The 21,722-nt window shown below is 70.7% G+C and carries 13 protein-coding genes and 2 pseudogenes; 3 read left to right on the top strand and 12 right to left on the bottom strand.

Annotated elements, in window-relative coordinates:
- Positions 1-9: 9 nt before the first annotated feature.
- The 3 genes from frc (at position 10) to SGFS_RS14080 (ending at position 4,998) form a co-directional block, all read left to right on the top strand.
- Positions 10-1,287, top strand: coding sequence for a formyl-CoA transferase (gene frc, locus SGFS_RS14070; RefSeq protein ID WP_286250373.1), 1,278 nt, complete (start codon positions 10-12; stop codon positions 1,285-1,287).
- Positions 1,288-1,290: 3 nt separating this feature from the next.
- The gene (locus SGFS_RS14075) at positions 1,291-3,486 is read left to right on the top strand and encodes an acetate--CoA ligase family protein (RefSeq protein WP_286250374.1); all 2,196 of its coding nucleotides are present in this window, start codon (positions 1,291-1,293) and stop codon (positions 3,484-3,486) included.
- A gap of 123 nt (positions 3,487-3,609) precedes the next feature.
- Positions 3,610-4,998 carry an OFA family MFS transporter gene (locus tag SGFS_RS14080; protein ID WP_286250375.1) on the top strand — a complete coding sequence of 463 codons (1,389 nt, stop codon included), beginning with the start codon at positions 3,610-3,612 and terminating at the stop codon, positions 4,996-4,998.
- Between the two features lie 82 nt (positions 4,999-5,080).
- Here the strand turns inward: SGFS_RS14080 and SGFS_RS14085 are convergent, their stop codons facing one another.
- The 12 genes and pseudogenes from SGFS_RS14085 to SGFS_RS14140 all read right to left on the bottom strand — a co-directional run bounded on the left by SGFS_RS14085 (position 5,081) and on the right by SGFS_RS14140 (position 21,710).
- The gene (locus tag SGFS_RS14085) at positions 5,081-6,133 is read right to left on the bottom strand and encodes a sugar phosphate isomerase/epimerase family protein (RefSeq protein ID WP_286250377.1); all 1,053 of its coding nucleotides are present in this window, start codon (positions 6,131-6,133) and stop codon (positions 5,081-5,083) included.
- A gap of 121 nt (positions 6,134-6,254) precedes the next feature.
- A pseudogene (locus tag SGFS_RS14090) lies at positions 6,255-7,643 on the bottom strand (alkaline phosphatase family protein); the annotation flags it as partial.
- Positions 7,644-7,728: 85 nt separating this feature from the next.
- Entirely contained in the window at positions 7,729-8,898 is a 1,170-nt protein-coding gene (gene eboE / locus SGFS_RS14095; RefSeq protein ID WP_286250381.1) for a metabolite traffic protein EboE, read from the bottom strand.
- 3 nt (positions 8,899-8,901) lie between these two features.
- Entirely contained in the window at positions 8,902-9,750 is an 849-nt protein-coding gene (locus tag SGFS_RS14100; protein WP_286250382.1) for a TatD family hydrolase, read from the bottom strand.
- The gene (locus tag SGFS_RS14105; protein ID WP_286259919.1) at positions 9,750-10,673 is read right to left on the bottom strand and encodes an EboA domain-containing protein; all 924 of its coding nucleotides are present in this window, start codon (positions 10,671-10,673) and stop codon (positions 9,750-9,752) included. Before SGFS_RS14105 ends, SGFS_RS14100 begins: the two co-directional genes overlap by 1 nt.
- A 111-nt stretch (positions 10,674-10,784) precedes the next feature.
- A pseudogene (locus SGFS_RS14110) lies at positions 10,785-11,735 on the bottom strand (sugar phosphate isomerase/epimerase family protein); the annotation flags it as partial.
- Between the two features lie 559 nt (positions 11,736-12,294).
- A complete protein-coding gene (locus tag SGFS_RS14115) occupies positions 12,295-13,452 on the bottom strand; it encodes an inositol-3-phosphate synthase (protein WP_286250383.1) in 1,158 nt (385 codons plus the stop codon).
- 166 nt (positions 13,453-13,618) lie between these two features.
- Positions 13,619-15,031: a ThuA domain-containing protein gene (locus SGFS_RS14120; protein WP_434027026.1), complete on the bottom strand. Its 1,413-nt coding sequence runs from the start codon at positions 15,029-15,031 to the stop codon at positions 13,619-13,621.
- Positions 15,032-15,050: 19 nt separating this feature from the next.
- On the bottom strand, positions 15,051-17,585 hold the full coding sequence (locus tag SGFS_RS14125) for a PQQ-dependent sugar dehydrogenase (protein ID WP_286259921.1): 2,535 nt from the start codon (positions 17,583-17,585) through the stop codon (positions 15,051-15,053).
- A 140-nt stretch (positions 17,586-17,725) separates the two neighbouring features.
- On the bottom strand, positions 17,726-18,730 hold the full coding sequence (locus SGFS_RS14130) for a sugar phosphate isomerase/epimerase family protein (protein WP_286250385.1): 1,005 nt from the start codon (positions 18,728-18,730) through the stop codon (positions 17,726-17,728).
- 15 nt (positions 18,731-18,745) lie between these two features.
- Positions 18,746-19,897 carry a Gfo/Idh/MocA family protein gene (locus SGFS_RS14135; RefSeq protein WP_286259923.1) on the bottom strand — a complete coding sequence of 384 codons (1,152 nt, stop codon included), beginning with the start codon at positions 19,895-19,897 and terminating at the stop codon, positions 18,746-18,748.
- Between the two features lie 772 nt (positions 19,898-20,669).
- A complete protein-coding gene (locus SGFS_RS14140) occupies positions 20,670-21,710 on the bottom strand; it encodes a substrate-binding domain-containing protein (RefSeq protein ID WP_286250386.1) in 1,041 nt (346 codons plus the stop codon).
- Between the last annotated feature and the right edge of the window lie 12 nt (positions 21,711-21,722).

The raw sequence follows: 21,722 nt of genomic DNA on the forward strand, positions 1-21,722 counted from the left end.
GTGACCCCGGTGACCACCGAGACCGCCACGACAGACGCCACCGCCCAGCCCTCGCCGCCCGGCAAGGCGCTCGCGGGCATCCGTGTCCTCGACATGACGCACGTCCAGTCCGGTCCCTCCGCCACCCAGCTGCTGGCGTGGCTCGGCGCGGACGTGGTGAAGCTGGAGGCGCCGAGCGGGGACATCACACGCAAGCAGCTGCGCGACCTCCCGGACGTCGACTCCCTCTACTTCACGATGCTCAACTGCAACAAGCGGAGCATCACCCTCAACACCAAGACCGAGCGCGGCAAGGAGATCCTCACCGAGCTGATCCGGCGCTCCGACGTCATGGTCGAGAACTTCGGACCCGGCGCGGTCGACCGCATGGGCTTCACCTGGGACCGCATCCAGGAGATCAATCCGCGTATCGTCTATGCCTCCATCAAGGGGTTCGGCGAGGGCCCGTACACCAACTTCAAGGCGTACGAGGTCGTCGCGCAGGCCATGGGCGGGTCGATGTCGACCACCGGTTTCGAGGACGGGCCGCCGCTGGCGACGGGAGCCCAGATCGGGGACTCGGGGACGGGTGTGCACGCCGTCGCGGGGATACTCGCCGCTCTGTTCCAGCGGGAGCACACCGGGCGCGGGCAGCGGGTCAACGTGGCCATGCAGCACGCGGTCCTCAACCTCTGTCGGGTGAAGCTGAGGGACCAGCAGCGCCTGGCACATGGGCCGCTCCGTGAATATCCGAACGACGACTTCGGCGTCGAAGTTCCCCGTTCGGGAAACGCGTCCGGGGGCGGCCAGCCCGGCTGGGCGGTCAAGTGCGCGCCTGGCGGCCCGAACGACTACGTCTACGTCATCGTGCAGCCCGTCGGCTGGCAGCCGCTCAGCGAGCTCATCGGCCGGCCCGAACTGGCGGCCGACCCCGAGTGGGCGACGCCCGAGGCACGCCTGCCCAAGCTCGGCAAGATGTTCCAGCTGATCGAGGAGTGGTCGTCCACGCTCCCCAAGTGGGAGGTGCTGGAGAAGCTCAACGCCCACAACATCCCGTGCGGGCCGATCCTCTCCACCAAGGAGATCGTCGAGGACGCCTCGCTGGTCGCCAACGAGATGGTCGTCACCGTGCCGCACCCCGAGCGCGGCGAGTTCGTGACCGTGGGCAGCCCGCTGAAGCTCTCCGACTCCCCCGTGGACGTGACCAGTTCGCCGCTGCTCGGCGAGCACAACGAAGAGGTGTATGTCGGCGAGCTGGGCCTCGGCGACGAGGAGCTACGCCTGCTGAAGTCGAACGGGGTGATCTGATTGATGGCCGAAGACCGGGTGCTGAGGGTGCGCGCACTCCTCGACACCGTGCGGGCCGAGGGCCGAAGCGCGCTGACCGCTCCCGAGGGCAAGGTGATCGCCGACGCGTACGGGATCGCCGTACCCGGTGAGGAGTTGGCGCGGGACGTCGACGAGGCCGTGGCGTTCGCGGCGCGGTTCGGCGGGCCGGTGGTGATGAAGATCGTCTCGCCGGACATCCTGCACAAGACCGACGCGGGCGGGGTGATCGTCGGGGTGGAGGGCGCGGCCGACGTACGGGCCGCGTTCCACCAGATCGTCGACAACGCGCGCGCGTACGCGCCTGATGCCCGGATAGACGGCGTCCAGGTGCAGGAGTTGCTGCCGAAGGGGCAGGAGGTCATCGTCGGCGCGGTGACGGACCCGACGTTCGGGAAGGTCGTCGCCTTCGGCCTCGGCGGGGTGCTGGTGGAGGTCCTCAAGGACGTGACGTTCCGGCTCGCGCCGGTCGACGCGGACGAGGCGCTCTCCATGCTGGACTCGATCCGCGCGGCGGAAATCCTGCACGGGGTGCGCGGCGCCGCGGCCGTGGACCGGTGGGCGATCGCCGAGCAGATCCGCCGGGTCTCCGAACTCGTCGCGGACTTCCCGGAGATCGCGGAGGTGGACCTCAACCCGGTGATCGCCACTCCGGAGGGCGCGGTCGCGGCGGACATCCGGGTGATCCTCGCGGAGTCGGTGCCGAAGCCACGGCGCACATACACGCGCGAGGAGATCCTCACCTCCATGCGCCGCCTGATGCAGCCCTCCTCGGTGGCCGTGATCGGGGCCTCCAACGAGCAGGGCAAGATCGGCAACTCGGTGATGCGGAACCTCATCGACGGCGGTTTCGCGGGCGAGATCCATCCGGTGAACCCCAAGGCCGATGACATTCTGGGCCGCAAGGCGTACAAGAGTGTCACGGACGTTCCCGGAGAGGTGGATGTGGCGGTCTTCGCGATCCCCGCGAAGTTCGTGGCAGCGGCGCTGGAGGAGGTGGGTCGCAAGGGCATCCCCAACGCCGTACTGATCCCGTCGGGGTTCGCGGAGACCGGGGAGCACGCGCTCCAGGAAGAGATCGTGGCGATCGCCGAGCGGCACGGCATCCGGCTGCTCGGGCCTAACATCTACGGCTACTACTCGACGTGGCAGGACCTGTGCGCCACGTTCTGCACGCCGTACGACGTGAAGGGCGGTGTCGCGCTGACCTCGCAGTCCGGCGGCATCGGCATGGCCGTCCTGGGCTTCGCACGCACCACGAAGACGGGTGTGTCGGCGATCGTCGGGCTCGGCAACAAGTCGGACCTGGACGAGGACGACCTGCTGACCTGGTTCGGCGAGGACCCGCACACCGAGTGCATCGCGATGCACCTGGAGGACCTCAAGGACGGGCGTGCCTTCGTGGAGGCGGCCCGGGCGACCGTCCCGAAGAAGCCGGTCGTGGTCCTCAAGGCGGGCCGTACTGCGGCCGGGGCGAAGGCGGCGGGCTCGCACACGGGTGCGCTGGCGGGCGACGACGCCGTGTACGACGACATCCTGAAGCAGGCCGGTGTCATCAGGGCGCCCGGGCTGAACGAAATGCTGGAATACGCGCGCGCGTTGCCGGTGCTTCCGGCTCCGCAGGGCGACAACGTCGTGATCATCACCGGGGCCGGCGGCAGTGGCGTACTGCTGTCGGACGCGGTGACGGACAACGGGCTGTCCCTGATGGAGATCCCGGCGGACCTGGACGCGTCCTTCAGGAGGTTCATCCCACCCTTCGGGGCCGCGGGCAACCCGGTGGACATCACCGGGGGCGAGCCGCCGTCGACGTACGAGGCGACGATCCGGCTGGGGCTCGAGGACCCGCGGATCCACGCGCTCGTGCTGGGCTACTGGCACACGATCGTCACGCCTCCCATGGTGTTCGCCGAGCTCACCGCGCGCGTGGTGGCCGAGTTCCGGGAGCGCGGCATCGAGAAGCCCGTGGTGGCGTCTCTCGCGGGCGATGTCGAGGTCGAGGAGGCCTGTCAGTACCTCTTCGAGCGGGGGGTCGTGGCGTACCCGTACACGACCGAGAAGCCGGTGGCCGTGCTGGGCGCCAAGTATCGGTGGGCTCGGGCGGCAGCAAAGCTGCGGGCCGAAGACCCTCCGGTAGGGCGGTGGCGGGAGACGGGCGGGATGTTGGGGGGCGGTTCATGAGGTGACCGAGTGCGGGGGTGGGCCGACGGTGCGCGTCGGCCCGCCCCGGGACCCGTGCGCACACGAAAGGCATTGGACAGGGGGCGCTGGCCAGAGCTTTCGACGCAAGGGGTGCTTCGCGACATGACAACCACCGACCTCACGACGTCCGTCCCCTACAGGGAGGTGACGGACCGCAACGGCCGCCTGTACCGGATCGGGGAGACCGACCGGGACATCATGGGGCGACCCCGCTGGACCATGGTGCTCTTCCCCTGGATGGGGATGCTGGGCATCAGTTCCTCGGAGTACGCGTTCACATCCGCCGAGGACACGCTGCACGAGGCCCACCTGTGGAACAGTGGGCACATCTTCTGGCTGATGGGTGTCTGGGTGTTCTTCCAGGCCGCCGTCGCCTTCCCGGCCGGGCAGCTGCGCGAGAGCGGGAAGCTGCCCGCGCGGTACGCGATGATGCTCGGCGCGGTCGGCACCGTCTGCGGCTATCTGTCGCTCGCGTTCGCGCCGCATGTGATCGTGGCCTACATCGGCTTCGGCATGTTCAGCGGCATCGGTGCCGGTCTCGTCTACGCGACCTGCGTGAACATGGTCGGCAAGTGGTATCCGGAACGCAAGGGCGGCAAGACCGGCATGGTCAACGGCGGTTTCGCCTACGGCTCGGTGCCCTTCGTGTTCCTGTTCACCTCGTACATGGATCTGAGCAACTACCAGGGCGTGCTGGTGATGGTGGGCCTCATCTGCTGCTCGGTCGTGGCGTTCGCGGGCTGGTTCTTCAAGGACCCGCCGAAGAACTGGTGGCCGCCGCACGTCGACCCGTTGAGGGTCACCGACGACCCGAAGATCCGGCGGGCCCTGGAGAAGAACCCCCCGGCGATGAAGCAGTACACACCCAGGGAGGCCGCTCGTACGCCCGTCCTGTGGATGATGTGGTTCTGTCTGCTGTGCACGGCCGGGATCAACATCTTCGGCATCGCCTTCCAGGTGCCGTTCGGCAAGGACATGGGCTTCGCCGGGGGGATCGTCGCCACGGCGATGTCCCTGAAGGCCATCGTCAACGGCACGGGCCGCGGTGTCATCGGCTGGATCTCGGACAGGTTCGGGCGCCGCAACACGCTGATCATCGTGTGTCTCGTGCTGGGCACCGCCCAGTTCGGTGTGCTGGTCTCCGGCCAGATGGGCAGTATGCCGTTCTTCCTGTTCTGCTCCATGGTCTCCGGCTTCGGCGGCGGCGCGATCTTCCCGTTGTTCGCGGCGATGACGGCGGACTACTTCGGAGAGAACAACAACGCCTCCAACTACGGCATGGTCTACAGCTCGAAGCTCATCTCGGGTCTTGTGGGCGCAGGGGTGGGCAAGGTCGTGGTGAGCGCGTGGGACTACGAGGGCGCGTTCGTCCTGGCCGGGTGCATCGGTCTGGGGTCGGCGGTGCTCGCGCTGTTCCTGAAATCGCCGAACAAGCCGAGTGCGCGGCGGGTGGTCGCCAACCCGCAGCCGCTGGGTGAGGAAATGGCCTGACGCTCTCGCACACGGCAGCAGGCGGCCGCCCTGTGGTCTCGCACCACGGGGAGGCCGCCTGCTGCCAGGTCCGCGTGTGGGGTCAGCACTTCTCCCGCAGGGAGTGCAGGTGCTCGCTGGAGCGGCGGGCGAAGGTGAAGGACTCGGTGGGGTTGTCGTGTTCGGCCTGCCAGTGGTGGGCGAGGCGGTGGCCCCTGAGGCTCGTCACGGCGGAGATGAACTTCTTGTAGTCGATGTCCCCGTCGCCGACGTCCACCATGCGGTAGCCGTACGGGTTCGACGGATCGCTCTCGCCGTCCTTCACATGGAAGAGCGGGTAGCGGTCCGGGCGCCTGAGGACGTAGTCGAGGGGCTCGAACGGCGCAGATGTGCCGTCGGGCCGCTTCGAGAAGCGGAACTGGGCGACGTACGCCCAGAAGATGTCCATCTCCAGGTAGACGAGGTTCGGGTCGGTCTCGCGGAGCAGCACGTCGTAGAGGCGGACCCTGGGGTTGTCGGTGGCGAAGGAGAACTCCTCGGAGTGGTTGTGCTGGTAGAACTTCATGCCGCGTGCCCTGGCCGCCGCGCCGTAGGTGTTGAACTCCTCGGCGGCCCGTTTCATCGCGTCGACGGTGGTGCCGTAGCGGAAGGGTCCGGCTGCGGTGCCGATGTGCTTGAGGCCGAGAGCCTGGGCGTCGTCGAGGACCTTGGTGAGGTTCTGCGCGAAGGTGTACGCGTTCGGGTCGGCGGCGTAGTAGCCGACGTGGCTGCCTATCGGGGTGAGGCCGTGGTTGCGGGCCAGGCGCTTGAGCTGGGCGAGGCTGATGGGGCCCGCTGATCCCTGGGTGTAGCCGGCGAACTCGACCTCGTCGTAGCCGTACTTCTCCAGCTCGGCGAAGACGGGCGCGAAGCCGAGGGTGGAGACCTTGTCGCGGAGGCTGTAGAGCTGGATGCCGAGTCGGCCGGGCGGGAGGACGGGGCGGCCCCGGCCGGCGGTCGAGGTCCCGGCGGCGGTGGCTGTGGCGGTGGCGGCCTGTGCGGTGCCGGTGGCTGTACCGAGCAGTGCGGCGGCGGTGGCGCCCGCGGCCACGCCGAGCATGCCTCTTCTGCTGAGGCGGTGGGTGAGTTCGGGATCCGTGCGGTCGATGCGGCTCATGCCTGGAACTCCTCGGGATCGAAGGGCGTTGTCAGTGTCGAGTGCTTCACTTGTGACCAGTCGGAACAGACAGGTCGGGTGGGACCGGCGGGCCATGCGTGCCCGACGGCTCCGGTCGGTCGAGACCGGCCAGTTGGAGCAGTAGTGCTTTCACATCGGTGGCCGCGAGGCGGTCGCCGACAGCGCGGGGGGTGGAGCAGATGATGAGCGGACCGTCGTCGTCGCTCATGGGCAGGCGGCCGTGGCTGCCGCGAATAGGCGCGGGGTCCAGAGGCACGACCGCCATGCGGTAGCGCATGCCGAGTTTCTTGCGGGCCAGTGCCGTGGCCGCCTTGAGTTTCACGTACGGATCGAGCGGGTCCATGAACAGCTCGACCGGGTCGTAGCCGGGTTTGCGGTGGATCTCGACGAGTCGCGCGAAGTCGGGCGCGCGGGCGTCGTCGAGCCAGTAGTAGTACGTGAACCAGGCGTCCGGCTCCGCGACGGCGACGAGTTCGCCGGAGCGCGGATGGTCGAGATGGTGGGCCTTCTTGCCCTCGCCGTCGAGGAGTTGCTCGATGCCGGGGAGGTCCGTGAGCGCCGCCCTGGTCGCTTCCAGGTCCTCCGGCCTGCGTACGTAGACATGGGCGATCTGGTGGTCGGCGACCGCGAAGGCCTGTGAGGCCATCGGGTCGAGGTACTCCATGCCGTCCTGCGTGTGCACTTCGAGCAGGCCGGCGCGGCGCAGGGCGCGGTTGATGTCGACGGGTCGGTTCACCCGGGTGATGCCGTACTCGGAGAGTGCGACGACGGTACGGCCCTCGGCGCGGGCGTCGTCGAGCAGCGGGGCGAGCGCGGCGTCCAGATCGGTGGCCGCCTTCAGGGAGCGCGGGTCGTCGGGGCCGTGGCGCTGCAGGTCGTAGTCGAGGTGAGGGAGGTAGCACAGGGCCAGGTCGGGGTGGCGGGTGCGGATGATGTGGCGGGTCGCGTCGATGATCCAGCGGCTGGAGACGAGGTCGGCGCCCGGCCCCCAGAAGTGGAAGAGGGGGAACGTGCCTAGTTTCGCGGTGAGTTCGTCGTGCAGGGCCGGGGGCCGGGTGTAGCAGTCGGGTTCCTTGCGGCCGTCGGAGTAGTAGATCGGGCGGGGGGTGACGGTGATGTCGGTGTCGGCGCCCATGGCGTACCACCAGCAGATATTGGCGACCGTGTAGCCGGGGTGGGCGCGGCGGGCGGCGTCCCACAGTTCGTCTCCGGCGACGAGGCCGTTGTGCTGGCGCCACAGCAGTACGTCGCCGAGTTCGCGGAAGTACCAGCCGTTGCCGACGATGCCGTGCTCGGCGGGGAGCGCGCCGGTGAGGAAGGTGGACTGTGCGGCGCAGGTGACGGCGGGCAGGACGGTGCCGAGAGCGGCGAGGGAGCCGGACTGGCCGAGGGCCTTGAGGTGGGGCATGTGGTCGAGGAGACGGGGGGTGAGGCCGACGACGTCCAGGACGAGGAGGGGGGTGGGCCCTGCTGGGGCTTGGCCGGTCATGACAGGTGCCTGCTGGCCGGGGTGTCGGCCGGTCGGGGCGAGGCGGCTGTGTGCCGGGGCGTGGAGGCTCGTTGTCGGGTCATGGTCATGGCAGTTCCTTGAGGCCGAGGTGCGTCAGCAGGTCGCGGGCGAGGGTGAGTTCGGCGGCGATGCCGTCGGCGAGCTGGGTGCGGCCGCGGGGGCGCAGTGCGGGTGGGAGGGCCTGCCAGGTGTAGGTCTCGACCTCCAGATGGCGGGTGAGCGGGTGGGCGCCGCCGACAAGGTGGGTCAGGGCGTCCTTCAGTACGGGGAGCGTGGAGGTGAGGGGCGCGGCGGGGGCCGCGTGCAGCGGAACGTGGAAGTGGGATCGCCACGGTGAGGCGTCGGGGAGGGCATCGCTCTTGAGGGCTTCGCCGAGGTCGTCGGTGCCGCGCAGGCCGGCGGCGGTGGCTGTGCGGGTCTGGTGCAGGAAGCGGGGCTCGTCGAAGGCGGCGAGGGCTTCGCGGACGTCGGGGAGGTGGGGGTGTTCGGCGTGCAGGGCGGCGGAGAGCTGGGATTTCACGATGGGGACACGGGCCTGGGCGAGCGCCTGCAGGGCGGTGTGCGCATCTTCGAAGGAGGTGGCGAGGTGACAGGTGTCGACGCAGATGCCGATGCGGTCGTGGTCGATGGCGGTGAGAGGGCCGATGGCGTCGGCGGTGGTCTCGACGGTGCAGCCCGGTTCGGGTTCGAGGCCGACGCGCAGGGAGCGGCCGGTCAGTTCGGCGAGGGCGTCGAGGCGTTCGCCGAGGGTGCGCAGTGCCGTGCGGGCCCGGGCGGCGCGGGTGTCGTCGTAGGCCGTCCGCCAGGCCAGGGGGAGGGTGGAGATGCTGCCCTCGGTGACGTCGTCGGGGAGGAGCTGGGCGAGGACGCGGGCGAGGGAGGTGGTGTGCTCGAGGCGTTCGGGGTCGGCCCAGTCTGGCCGGTAGACGCGGTACTTGACCTCCTCGGCGCCGAAGCCCTGGTACGGGAAGCCGTTGAGGGTGACCACTTCGAGGCCGCGCCGGTCGAGTTCGGTGCGCAGGCCGCGCAGGGCGGAGGGGTCGGTGGCCAGGGTGTGGGCGGCGTCGCGGGCAAGCCACAGGCCGATGCCGAGCCGGTCGCGGCCGAGGCGTCGGCGCACGGGTTCGCAGTGGTCGCGCAGTTGGGCGAGGACTCCGTCGAGGGTCTCGGCCGGGTGGACGTTGGTGCAGTAGGCGAGGTGGACGGTACTGCCGTCGGGGTGGCGAAACCGCATCTGTCACTCCCCGCCGCGCAGGATGCTGTTGCCCTCGTGGACGGCGCCGGTCGGGGTGACGTCGAGGGCGAGGCGGCCGCTGAGCTCGTAGAAGGCGACCGGGTTGGCCCACAGCAGCAGATCGACGTCGTCCTCGTCGAACCCTGCGGCGAGCAGGGCGTCACCGACCTTGCGGGTCTTGAGGGGATCGCTTCTGCCCCAGTCGGCGGCGGAGTTGACCAGCACCTTCTCGGGGCCGAACTCCTTGATGACGGCGACCATCCGCTCCTCGTCCATCTTGGTGTCCGGATAGACGGAGAAGCCGAGCCAGCAGCCGCTGTCCTTGGCCTCCTTGACGGTGGTCTCGTTGAGGTGGTCCACCAGCACACGCTCGGTGGGGAGTTCGGAGGCCCGTACTGCGTCGAGGGTGCGGCGCAGGCCGGTGAGCTTGTCGCGGTGCGGGGTGTGCACCAGGGCGGGGAGGCCGTGGTCGGCGGCGAGTTGCAGCTGGTGTTCGAGGGCGCGGTCCTCGGCCGGTGTCATGGAGTCGTAGCCGATCTCACCGACGGCCACGACGTGGTCCTTGACCAGATAGCGGGGCAGCTGGTCGAGAACGGGGGTGCAGCGCGGGTCGTTCGCCTCCTTGGGGTTCAGTGCGAGGGTGCAGTGGTGGGCGATGCCGTACTGGGCGGCGCGGAAGGGTTCCCAACCGAGGAGGGAGTCGAAGTAGTCGAAGAACGAGGCGGGGGAGGTTCGGGGCTGGCCCAGCCAGAAGGCCGGTTCGACGACCGCGCGGACGCCCGCCTCTTGCATCGCCTCGTAGTCGTCGGTGGTGCGTGACGTCATGTGGATGTGGGGGTCGAAGATGCGCATCAGGACTCCTTGCCGTCGAGACCGCTGTCGTCGACGGGCGGGGGCGCGGTCAGGGTCAGGACGCGGTACAGGTCCTCGGGTACGGGACGGCCCGCGGCGGTGCGTTCCTCGGCGTAGTCGCCGAGCATGCGGGCCAGTTCGGCGTCGGCCCGGGCGCGGCGGGGCAGATCGGTGATCTCGTCGACGGGCACGCCGGTGAAGAGGCACTTGAGGACGGCGTGCCGCCAGCTGTGCGGGGCCAGGTGGCGGGCGGCGTACGGGCCGAGGGCTGCGGCGACGAGGCGGGTGTCGTTGGTGCGTAGGGCGTCCTCGACGAGCGGCAGCGCGTCGGGGCCGGGTACGAGGTGGGGCAGGGCGTGCAGGACGGCGCGGCGTTCGGCGGCGGTGCCCTGGCGGTAGACCCGGGTGAGCGCGTCCGTGTCGGCGCGGGCCGCGTCCAGTATCAGGACGCGGACGGCGTCGGCGTGCTCCGCACCACAGCGTCGGCCCGCCTCGGCGAGGCGCAACTCCCAGACGGAGATGGGGCCGTGGCTTCCTGGATGCGCGGCGGCGTCACCGAGGGCTCGATTCAGCCATGAGCGGGCTGCGCCGGTGAGCCGGGGGGTGAGGTGGCTGCGTAGCTCGGCGGGGGTGGCCAGGGACGGGTGGGGGTGCGCGGAGTGGGGCGGCTGGGGGTGCGCGGAGCGGGTCGGCTGGGCCGCCGGGGTGGCCGAGGTGCGGGGGTGGGTCACTTTGTGCTCCCGTTCGGGGCGGGCGGTGGTGGTGTCGCGGGGGCCGTCCGGGTGGGTCGGGCTGGGTGGGGTGTGGGGGTGGTCGGGGAGGGCCGGCTCGGGGGTGGGGGTGGGGGCAGGGGCGGGGCCCCGGTCGGCGGGGCGGGCGTCCGCCTTGCGAGAGGCCGCTGGGCCGGGAGCAGGGGCGGGCATGGGAGCAGGCCCCCGGTCGGCGGGACGGGTAGGGCGGGCGTCGGCTTTGAGAGAGGCTTCTGGGCCGGGAGCACGGGCGGGGATGGGAGCGGGGTGGTAGGGCGGGGCGTGCAGGAAGGAGAGGGACTGTTCGGCGTAGTGGGGGCCGGCGTGGGAGTGGCGGGGTAGTTCGACGACTGTCAGGGCCTGGTAGCCGATGTCGGAGAGGGCTTCGAGTACGGGTGGGAAGTCGATCTCGCCGTCGCCCAGCGGCAGGTGTTCATGGACGCCTCGGCGCATGTCCTCGATCTGGACGTGGCGCAGCCAAGGGGCGGCGGCGCGTACGCAGTCGGCGGGAGGGAGGGGTTCGAGGCACTGGCAGTGGCCGATGTCGAGGGTGAGGCCCAGCGCGGCCGGGCTGTCCAGGGACTCGCGGAGGCGGTGGAAGTCGGTGAGCGTGGCGAGCAGATGGCCGGGCTCGGGTTCGACGGCGAGGGGGATGCCGGCGGTGGTGGCGGCCTCCAGGACCGGGGTGAGCGCGTCGGGGAGCCGTTTCCAGGCGGTGGCCTCGTCCGTGCCGGGTGGGGTGACTCCGCTGAAGCAGTGCACGGCGTGGGCGCCCAGGTCGGCGGCGACCCGTACCGCGCGGACGAGCAGGTCGGCTCGGCGGGCCCTGTCGTCGGGGTCGGTGTCCAGGAGGGTGGGGCCGTGCTTGCGGCGCGGGTCGAGTACGTAGCGGGCGCCTGTCTCCACGGTTGCGGTCAGGCCGAGCGTGGCCAGCCGCCGGGCGAGACGCCGGGTCCGGGTCACGAGGTCCGGGGCAAGTGGGTCGAGGTGCATGTGGTCGAGGGTCAGGCCGACGCCGTCGTAGCCGAGGTCGGCGAGGAGGGCGAGGGCGTCGTCGAGACGGAGGTCGGTGAGGCCGTTGGTGCCGTAGCCGAAGGACAGGCGTGTTGTCCTCGGGGGCGCCTGTGGGGTGGTGCTCCGAGTCCACGAGTGGGGCGACTTGGCTGCTGGGGGCGGGAGTTGCGTGGATCCACAGGATCCATCGGCGTTCGTCGGAAGGGGCGGGCGTGTGTTCATGAGGTGCGCGCCTTCCTGCCGCCGAGGATCTGGGTGGGCGAGGGTGGAGGGGTGGGGAGCGGGTTGGGGCACGCGCTGCGGGTGCTGCCGCGCGGGCATCGGTCCCGGCAGCCGACCTGGCCCGGGCGGGCCGGGGCCCTGCTCAGGCCGCCGTCTCGCTCCATGCGGGCCCAGCGCCGGCACCGGTCTCCGGCCCGCGCGGGGGCCGGGCCGCCTCGTCGAGGTTGTCGACGGCCGTCGAGTCCCTCACCCCGGCTGCGGTGTCGGTGGTCTCGTCCTGCGGCCAGACCTCCGTGCCACCTCGCGTCCGGGCCTTGGGCTGGGCTCCAGTCCCAGTCCCAGTCCCAGCCACGTCCACGTGTCGGGTCCGAGCTCCGGTGCCGGCCCCGGTTGCGGCCCCACACCCAGCCTGGCCTCCGGTCCCGACTCAGGCTCCGGTCCCGGCGCCGACTCCGATTCCCGTCGTAGTCGCAGTCCCAGTCGCGCCCACCCGCCGGTCCTGAGCTCCGACCCCGGTCCCAGCCATGGCGCCACGCCCGACCCGGGCCCTGGCCCCGGCTCACCGCCCCTCCCCCGGCCGACCCGGCTCCCGCTCCCGCAATCGCTCCGCGAGCCCCGCCAGTGCCGCGTACTGCTCCCCCAAGGACGACGGGCCGTCGCCGGCAGGGTCCTTGAAATAGAAGCCCAGTTCGGGCAGGGGACCCGTGGCGCCTGCCTCGTGGGCGCGGGTGAGAAGGCGGGTGAGGTCGAGGATCAAGGGGGCGGCGAGGGCGGAGTCGCAGCCCTGCCAGGTGGTCTGGAGGGTCATGCGGGTGCCTAGGAAGCCCTCGAAGGAGATGTGGTCCCAGGCGGTCTTCCAGTCGCCGAGGGCGGGGACGTCGTCGATGTGGGTCTCGCCCTCGGGGGTGGTGCCCAGGGTGTCGGTGAGGACGCGTTCCTTGCCGGCGTTCTTGGCCGCGGCGGCGGCCGGGTCGGCGAGGGCCGCGCCGTCGCCACCGCCCAGCAGGTTCGTGCCGGACCAGGCCCGGACGGTCAGCGCCCGCTGGGCGAACATCGGGCCCAGGACCGAGCGCAGAAGGGTCTGGCCCGTTTTGCCGTCGCGGCCCGCGTACGGGAGGCCTGATGCGGAGGCGAGCGGGGCCAGTGCCGGGTGGTTCAGGCCTGTCGAGGGGGTGAAGTTGGCGTAGGGGCAGCCCGCTCGGAGGGCGGCTGCCGCGTACAGGGAGCTCGGCGGGAGGGCGGTGCCGGTGGGCCCGGGTTCCGTCGAGGCCACGTTCACCACCACGGCCCGGGTCAGGCCCCGTCGTCGTACGAAGTCCTGGATGTCGGTCGTGAAGGAGGCGATCAACTCGTCCGGGTGCCTCGTGTCGCCGGGCAGGGGACCGCCTGGCCTGATCTCCCGGTCCGCTGCCGCCAGTTCGGACGCCACCGCCGCCGGCAGACCGTGCGGGAGGACGCCTCCTGCCGCGAGGGCTTCCGCCCGTTTGGGCAGGGGGCAGTCGACCGTGTCGTGGCCGCCGAAGACCAGTGAGGACAGTTCCGGGAGGCCGGTGTCGGCGAAGAGTGGCGTGGCCGTGACCATGCCCGTCGGGTCGTGGAGGCCCGCTGCCACGGCCGCGCAGCCCGCGACCACGGTGGTGGCGACGGAACCACGCGCTCCGATCAGCCAGACCCCCACCCGGGGTTCGGAACGGGGCACGGACGTGGACACGGGCATGGGAAGCCTCCTCGTCACACACGGACACCAGCGGATGCAAGTGGGCATAAAGGGCCGTACATCGATGCGCCCGGACGTACTCAGGCACGCGCAGACGTACACGGGCCTCTGCGGAAGACGTCGGGTGAGACGGCGGGCGGGGTCCGGCGTCCCCGCCCGCCGCCGTTCAGTCGCCCGGAGCCGGAGCCGGGACCCCAGCCGGAGCCGGGGCGGCACTCGGAGCCGGGGGCATCGTCCCGACCGATCGCTCGGGCAGTTCCTTGATGCGGATGTCGCGGAAGGACACCCGGTCGTCGGCGCCGTGGTTCTGGATGCCGACGTGACCGTCTCGCAGGCTTCGGGCCGGATCCGTGTTCGTGAAGTCGTTGATCTTCACGCCGTTGAGCCAGACGCGGAGGCGTTCGCCCTCGACACGGATCTCGTACGTGTTCCACTCCCCCGCCGGGTTCAGGGCGCGGTCGCGTTTCCTGAGGTCGGCGGAGCGGAAGCCGTACACCGAGCCGGTGGTGCGCTCGGGGACGTCCGTGGCGTCGATCTGGATCTCGTAGCCGTTGTTCACGGCCGACCACGGGTCGTCGGAGGGCGGGAAGCCGACGAAGACTCCGGAGTTGTCGTCGCCGGAGGCGCTCGCCATTCTCCAGTCGAGCTTCAACGAGTACGACCGGTATTCCGAGGCGGCGTACCAGAGCATGCCCATGCCGCCGGACGACGTCAGGGTCCCGTCACCGTCGAGTTCGAAGGAGCCCGGCCCTGCCTGGCGCCACGCCGACAAGGACTCGGCGGTGCCGTCGAACAGCGGTCGGTAGCCGTTCTCCGGGCGGCAGTCGGCCCGGGCCTCGCCGATGGCCCAGCGGATGCCGCCCAGCAGGTGCTGCCGGAGGGCGGGTTCGGCGTACGACTCCTTGGTGTGGCCGACGCCGGTGTAGAAGGCGCGGCCGCCTTGGTAGTCGTGGCACCAGGCGATGGGGTGGTCGCCGTTCATGGTGCCGCCGGTGTACGACGACTCGTCGAGGGAGGCGAGGACGTGCACCTTTTCCCGTGGATTGGAGCGGTAGTTGTACCACTCGTCCACGCGGGTCCAGGACTCGTCCAGGCCGGAGGTCGCCGGGTGGGAGCGGTCCTCCACGGTCACCGTCGCCGGCTGGATCGCCGGGTGCGACTGGAAGTACGCCCCTGCGAGGCCGCCGTAGAAGGCCCAGTCGTACTCGGTGTCGGCGGCCGCGTGGACGCCCACATAGCCGCCGCCCCGCGTGATGTACCGCTCGAACGCGCTCTGTTGGGTGTCGTTCAGGACGTCACCCGTCGTGGAGAGGAACACGACGGCGTCGTAGCGGGCGAGGTTGCGGGCGGTGAAGGCGCCCGCGTCCTCGGTGGCGTCCACCGCGAAGCCATGGCCGGCTCCCAACTCCCGTACGGCCGCGATCCCCTCGGGGATCGAGTCGTGGCGAAAGCCCGCGGTCTTGGAGAAGACCAGCACCCGGGCATCCGGGCCCGAGCCGGAGCTCTGCGAGGCCGCCGGTGCCGACACGCACCCGATCAGCAGGGCGGCACCCGCGACAGCCGTTCCCGTTCTCGTCATCGGCCGCATGGCATCCACCTCAGTCCGTCGAAGCCGTCGAGTACTTCGAAACCGTCGATGACTTCGAAGCAGTCGAGGACGTGGTGAAGGTGAAGTCGTCCACGTCGAACAGACCGCCGCTGCCGCTGCCCTTGAAGACCAGGAAGAGCTTGGTGGTGCCGCGCGGGGCGCGGGACAGGTTCGCGGTGACGTCCTGGAAGTTCTCCCAGCCTCCGGTCACGGGTACGGTCGCGGAGCCGAGCAGTCGGCCGGTCGCCGAACCGGCGCGGACCTCCAGCTTTCCGCCGGTGCCGCCCGAGGCGATCCGTGCGGTGAGCTTCGTGGCGTTCGAGAGGACGTACGGCTCGAAGGAGATCCAGTCGCCGCCCGAGATGTCACCGACCGTCTTTCCGCCGTGTGCGGTGGCCTTGTTCTGGACGGTGATGCCCGACGAGTCGCCGTAGTGCTCGGCCTGGCGGTGCTTGGGCTGGACCACGTTCTGGTCGTGGGTGGTCAGCGGGGCCTGGCCGCCGCCTCCGCCGTCCGTGTACTCGGCGTCGAAGACCCCGAAGATGTTGGCGTTCTCGTCATGGCCGCCGTCGGCGCTGGTCTGGATGGTGCCGGTGCAGCCGTTGGCGGAGGTCACCGGGTGGCCGTGGCTGTCGTGGCCGAGGATGAACGTGACCTTGACCTTCGCGCAGTCGATCGGCCTGCCGTCCTCGGGGTCGGAGACCTTCACCTTGAACGGGATGGCTTCTCCGAAGCTGAACAGCTCCCCGTCGCCCGGGAGTTGGAGGGTCACCTCGGGTGCGGTGTTGCCGACCACGATCTGCACGCTGGCGCCGCCGGTGCGGCCGGAGGCGTCCTTCGCGGTCACGGTCGCGGTGTAGGTGCCGTTCGTCCTGTACTTGTGCGTCGGGTTCGCCGCCGTCGACGTACCGCCGTCGCCGAAGTCCCAGCTGTACGTCAGCGCGTCGCCGTCCGCGTCCGTCGAGCCCGCCGAGGAGAAGCGGACCTTCAGCTTCGCCTGGCCGGAGGTACGGTCGGCCGTGGCCTGGGCGACCGGGGAGTGGCCGTCGGTGGCGTTCTCGATGCGGTAGAGGGCGGAGTGTTCGTCGCCGCCGAACCAGGAGATGCCGTAGTCGAGGACGTACAGCGCGCCGTCGGGGCCGAAGGCCATGTCCATGACCTGCGTGCCGGTCCAGGGGATGTCGTTGATGGACTGGACCGTACCGTCCGCGTCCGAGTCGATCCGCTTGATCCAGCGGCGGCCGAACTCACCGGCGAAGAAGTCCCCGTCGTACGCCTCCGGGAACTTCACCGGGGAGTCGAGCGAGGCGTCGTAGTGGTAGACCGGGCCGCCCATCGGGGACTCGGAGCCGTCGCCGAACTCCGGGAGGGAACCTCCGTCGTACGGGATCCAGGCGGGCTGGGCGGGCGGGAGGTCGGTGAGGCCGGTGTTGTTCGGCGAGGTGTTCTTCGGGGCCGAGCAGTCGAAGGCCGCGCCGGAGGTGCCGGTGGCGAAGTCGTAGTCGACGTAGGCGTCGTTCTTGCCGGTGCAGTACGGCCAGCCGAAGTTGCCGGGCTTGGTCACACGGGCGAACTCGACCTGGCCGGCCGGGCCGCGCGAGGGGTTGGCGGCGCCCGCGTCGGGGCCGTATTCGCCGACGTAGAGGATGCCGGTCTTCTTGTCGACGCTGAAGCGGAACGGGTTGCGGAAGCCCATCGCGTAGATCTCGGGGCGGGTCTTGTCCGTGCCGGGTGCGAAGAGGTTGCCGTCGGGGACGGCGTACGAGCCGTCGGCGTTCACCTTGATGCGAAGGATCTTGCCGCGCAGGTCGTTGGTGTTGCCGGAGGTGCGCTGGGCGTCGAAGGCGGGGTTGCGGTTCGCCCGCTCGTCGATGGGGGTGAAGCCGTCGGACTGGAACGGGTTGCTGTCGTCGCCGGTCGACAGGTACAGGTTGCCCGCCGCGTCGAAGTCGATGTCGCCGCCGACATGGCAGCAGATGCCCCGGGAGGCGGGGACGTCGAGGATCTTCTTCTCGCTGGCGGTGTCGAGCGTGCCGTCGGTCTTCAGGACGAACCGGGAGAGGCGGTTGACGCCGTCGAAGGGCGCGAAGGCGGCGGCGGTTCCGGTCTCGGGGGCGTCGCCGGCCGGGGTGTTCAGTGGCGGCGCGTAGTAGAGGTAGATGAAGCGGTTGTCGGCGAAGCCGGGGTCGACGCCGATGCCCTGCAGGCCCTCCTCGTCGTGGCTGTAGACGTCGAGTTTGCCCGCGAGGCGGGTGTTGCCCGCCGCGTCGGTCAGGCGCAGTTCGCCGTCGCGGGAGGTGTGGAGCACCGAGCGGTCGGGGAGGACGGCGAGCGACATCGGCTCGCCGACCTCGGGCTCGCCCTTGGCGAGGGTGACCTGCTGGAAGTCCTCGGCCGCGGCGGCCTGCGGGGCCGCTTCGGCCGCGCCCGCAGAGGGCGAGGTGAGCGCGAGCGAGGCGCCCGCGAGCAGCAGACCGGTCAGCAGTGCGAGGGTCCCTCGGACTTTCCGGCGTACGAAGGGGCTGGTGTGGCCTGTTCGGCCTATGTGGCGTCTGTTGTCGTCGTACGGGTGCACGAAATGCCTCCAGGGAGGGGCCGGTCGTACGGAGGTGTACGGGTGTGTGCGGTACGCCGGGGTGCGCCGTCACCCCGGAGACAGAGGGAGAGCTGGGTGGGCCCTGTGCCCTAGTCGTTGCCGCCGAACGCCGCGTCGAACGAGGCCGACGGCGGGTCGAAGTCGTACGCCTTGAGGCGGGTCAGGGCCTCGGGGGCGCCCTGGAGCCGGTCCATGCCGGCGTCCTCCCACTCCACGGAGATGGGGCCCCGGTAGCCGATGGAGCGCAGCATGCGGAAGACGTCCTCCCAGGGGACGTCGCCGTGGCCTGCGGAGACGAAGTCCCAGCCGCGGCGCGGGTCGCCCCAGGGGAGGTGGGAGCCGAGGCGGCCGTTGCGGCCGTCGAGGCGTTTGCGGGCCTCCTTGCAGTCGACGTGGTAGATCCGGTCGCGGAAGTCCCACAGGAAGCCGACGGGGTCGAGGTCCTGCCACACGAAGTGACTCGGGTCGAAGTTCAGGCCGAAGGCCGGGCGCCGGTCGACCGCCTCCAGCGCGCGCTGGGTCGTCCAGTAGTCGTACGCGATCTCGCTCGGGTGGACCTCGTGCGCGAACCGCACGCCCTCGGCGTCGAAGACGTCCAGGATCGGGTTCCAGCGGGTCGCGAAGTCCTCGTAGCCGCGTTCGATCATCGACTCGGGGGCGGGCGGGAACATGGCGACGAGGTGCCAGATGGCGGAGCCGGTGAAGCCGATGACGGTGTCGACGCCGAAGGCCGCCGCCGCCCGCGCGGTGTCGGCGATCTCGGCCGCGGCCCGCTGTCGTACGCCCTCGGGCTCGCCGTCGGCCCAGATGCGGGCGGGGAGGATGGCCCGGTGGCGTTCGTCGATGATGGCGTCGCAGACGGCCTGGCCGACCAGGTGGTTGGAGATCGCCCAGCACTTCAGGCCGTACTTGTCGAGGAGTTGGTGGCGGGAGTCGAGGTACGAGGGGTCGGCGAGGGCCTTGTCGACCTCGAAGTGGTCGCCCCAGCAGGCGAGTTCGAGTCCGTCGTAGCCGAAGTCGCGGGCGAGGCGGCAGACTTCTTCGAGGGGCAGGTCGGCCCACTGACCGGTGAAGAGCGTGAAGGTGCGCGGCATTCTGTCTCGGCCTCCTCAGACCGCGATGGGCGTGTAGACGGAGTTCTTCTCGGCGCTCTCCTCGACGGCCGCGAGTACGCGCTGGACCTGGAGTCCGTCGGCGAAGGAGGGCTTCGGCTCGCGGTGCTCGGCGATCGCGTGCACGAGGTCGCGGGCCTGGTGGACGAAGGTGTGCTCGTAGCCGAGGCCGTGGCCCGGCGGCCACCAGGCGTCCAGGTAGGGGTGGTCGGGTTCGGTGACGAGGATGCGGCGGAAGCCGGCGTGGGTGCCGGGTTCGGTGTGGTCGTGGTAGGCGAGTTCGTTGAGGCGCTCCAGGTCGAAGGCCAACGAGCCGCGTTCGCCGTTGAGTTCGATGCGCAGGGAGTTCTTGCGGCCGGTGGCGAAGCGGGTCGCCTCGAAGGAGGCGAGGGCGCCGGAGGCGAACCTTCCCGTGAACAGGGCCGCGTCGTCGACCGTGACGGCCGCCCGCCCGGGTGTGGAGCCGGACGAGGTGAGGCCGCTCGACGCCCCGGCGGGCAGTGGCCGTTCGCGTACGAAGGTCTCGGTCATCGCCGACACCCCGACGACCGGCTCCCCGGCCAGGTACTGGGCGAGGTCGACGATATGCGCGCCCAGGTCGCCGAGCGCCCCCGATCCGGCCAGTTCCTTGCGCAGTCGCCAGGTCAGTGGGAACCGGGGGTCCACGAGCCAGTCCTGAAGGTACGTCACCCGTACGTGCCGCAGGGCGCCGAGCCGTCCCTCGGCGATCATGCGGCGGGCGAGCGCGGTGGCGGGCACCCGGCGGTAGTTGAAGCCGACCATCGCCAACTGGCCGCGCGCGCGGGCCGCTTCGGCAGCCGCCGTCATCGACTCCGCCTCCTCGACGGTGTTGGCGAGGGGTTTCTCGCAGAGCACGTGCTTGCCGGCGGCGAGCGCGGCGAGCGCGATCTCGGCGTGGCTGTCGCCGGGGGTGCAGATGTCGACGAGGTCGATGTCGTCCCGGGCGATCAGGTCCCGCCAGTCGGTCTCGGTCGTCGCCCAGCCGTGCCGGTCGGCCATGGCACGTACGGCCTCGCCGTCCCGGCCGCAGACGGCGGCGAGGACCGGGGTGAGCGGCAGCTCGAAGACCCTGCCCGCGGTGCGCCAGCCCTGGGAGTGGGCGGCCCCCATGAAGGAGTAGCCGACCATGCCGACGCGCAGCGGCGGTTTCCGGGGGCCGGTGCCCGCGGGGGTGGGTGTGATTCCGGGGTGGGTGACGGTCCTGGGCGCCGTTCCCGCGTCGAGCCCGGCCACGGAGCCTCCAGCTTCGGGCCCGGGCTCGGCAGCGCTCCCGGAGCCGCTTCCTGCGTCGGTCCCGCCCCTGGTCGACGAACTCGTGGCCCCGGGCGTCCGCCCAGCTTCGGACTCGGTCCCGACGCCGCCCTCGGCCTCGGCCGGCGAGCCTTCGGCAGCAGACACGATCCCGGCTCCGGTGCCAGGCCTCGCCCCGCCCCCAGCCCCGCCCTCTCCCCCGGCATCGAACCCGTCCCTGGCCCCGGCCACCGCCCCGACCGGGGCCCCACGCCCTCGGCCGCCGGCCACCAAGCCCGCGGCACCGGCCGCACCCCCCGCACCGATGCCGCTCTCACTTCCAGCCCTGTCATAACCCCCACCCCCGACCCCGGCCAACGCCCCGGCCAGGGCCTCCCTCCCCACGCCGGTGGCCCCGGCCGCCGAGCCTCCGGCAAGAGAGGTATCCCCGGCTCCGCTGCCGGCCCCGGCGGTGAGCCCCGCGGCTCGTGTGTCCGGCTCCGCCTCGGCCTGGTCGGGCTGCTGCGGGTGTCCCATGCGTGTGTCCTCCTCGTGGTCGCGGTGGAGTGGGGTCTGCCTCGGGTCCCCCGGCCGACCCGACCGGCCCGGTGTAACCGGTTTAACCGGTTAGCTCGGTCAGGCCGGTCCGGGAGGACTCCGGCAGGGTCCGTCACTTGAAGCCGGTGGACATGTACTGGTCGACGTTGGCCTTGTCGACGACCGCCGAGTAGAGCGTGAGTGACGACGGGATCTCGAACTCGGCGAGGCCGCTCACTCCCTTGCCCTGGCCGAGTGCCCGGGCGAGGTCGATCGCGGAGGCCGCCATGGTCGGCGGGTAGAGGACGGTCGCCTTCAGCACTCCGTCGTCCTTCTTGATGGCCTGGAAGGCGGACAGCGCGCCCGCGCCGCCGACCATCAGGAAGTCGTCGCGCCCGGACTGTTCGATGGCGCGCAGCGCGCCCACGCCCTGGTCGTCGTCGTGGTTCCACAGCGCGTCGAACTTCGACTGGGCCTGGAGGAGCTGGGCCATCTTGGCCTGCCCGGACTCCACCGTGAACTCGGCGGCCTGCCGTGCCACCTTCTCGATGTTCGGGTAGTTCTTCAGGGCGTCGTCGAAGCCCTTGGTCCGCTGCTTGGTCAGCTCCAGGTTGTCCAGCCCGGCGAGTTCGATGACCCGGGCGTTCTTCTTGTCCTTGAGCTGCTCGCCGATGTAGTGACCGGCGTTGAGGCCCATGCCGTAGTTGTCGCCGCCGATCCAGCAGCGGTACGCCTGCGGGGAGTTGAAGATCCGGTCCAGATTCACCACGGGGATGCCCGCGCGCATCGCCTTCAGGCCGACCTGGGTGAGGGCCTTGCCATCGGCCGGCAGGACGACCAGCACATCGACCTTCTTGTTGATGAGAGTCTCGATCTGACCGATCTGCTGGGCGGTGTCATTGGACCCCTCGGTGATCTCCAGGGTGACGTCCTCGTAGCTGCCCGCGCGGCTCTTGGCGTTCTCGTTGATGGCGTTGAGCCAGCCGTGGTCGGCCTGCGGCCCCGCGAAGCCGATGGTGACCTTCTTGCCGGGCTTGTCGTCGGCGGCCGGCCGGTCGTTCGCCGCCGCGTCGTCACTGTCGGACTCGTTGCTGGTGCAACCGGCGAGGAGGGCGCCGGCCGAGACGGCGGCGGTCCCGAAGAGCAGTCCTCTACGGCTCGTGAGGTGTGCCATGGCGATGGGCCT

Source organism: Streptomyces graminofaciens, from assembly GCF_030294945.1.
GTDB lineage: Bacteria > Actinomycetota > Actinomycetes > Streptomycetales > Streptomycetaceae > Streptomyces > Streptomyces graminofaciens.

What these genes read in the sequence shown, in the direction of transcription:
- SGFS_RS14115 (WP_286250383.1), bottom strand. Translation starts at nt 13,452, where the DNA reads ATGCCCGTGTCCACGTCCGTGCCCCGTTCCGAACCCCGGGTGGGGGTC.
- SGFS_RS14120 (WP_434027026.1), bottom strand. Translation starts at nt 15,031, where the DNA reads ATGACGAGAACGGGAACGGCTGTCGCGGGTGCCGCCCTGCTGATCGGG.
- SGFS_RS14135 (WP_286259923.1), bottom strand. Translation starts at nt 19,897, where the DNA reads ATGGTCGGCTACTCCTTCATGGGGGCCGCCCACTCCCAGGGCTGGCGC.
- SGFS_RS14130 (WP_286250385.1), bottom strand. Translation starts at nt 18,730, where the DNA reads ATGCCGCGCACCTTCACGCTCTTCACCGGTCAGTGGGCCGACCTGCCC.
- SGFS_RS14140 (WP_286250386.1), bottom strand. Translation starts at nt 21,710, where the DNA reads ATGGCACACCTCACGAGCCGTAGAGGACTGCTCTTCGGGACCGCCGCC.
- SGFS_RS14100 (WP_286250382.1), bottom strand. Translation starts at nt 9,750, where the DNA reads ATGCGCATCTTCGACCCCCACATCCACATGACGTCACGCACCACCGAC.
- SGFS_RS14075 (WP_286250374.1), top strand. Translation starts at nt 1,291, where the DNA reads ATGGCCGAAGACCGGGTGCTGAGGGTGCGCGCACTCCTCGACACCGTG.
- SGFS_RS14080 (WP_286250375.1), top strand. Translation starts at nt 3,610, where the DNA reads ATGACAACCACCGACCTCACGACGTCCGTCCCCTACAGGGAGGTGACG.
- SGFS_RS14085 (WP_286250377.1), bottom strand. Translation starts at nt 6,133, where the DNA reads ATGAGCCGCATCGACCGCACGGATCCCGAACTCACCCACCGCCTCAGC.
- SGFS_RS14105 (WP_286259919.1), bottom strand. Translation starts at nt 10,673, where the DNA reads ATGCCCGCCCCTGCTCCCGGCCCAGCGGCCTCTCGCAAGGCGGACGCC.
- eboE (WP_286250381.1), bottom strand. Translation starts at nt 8,898, where the DNA reads ATGCGGTTTCGCCACCCCGACGGCAGTACCGTCCACCTCGCCTACTGC.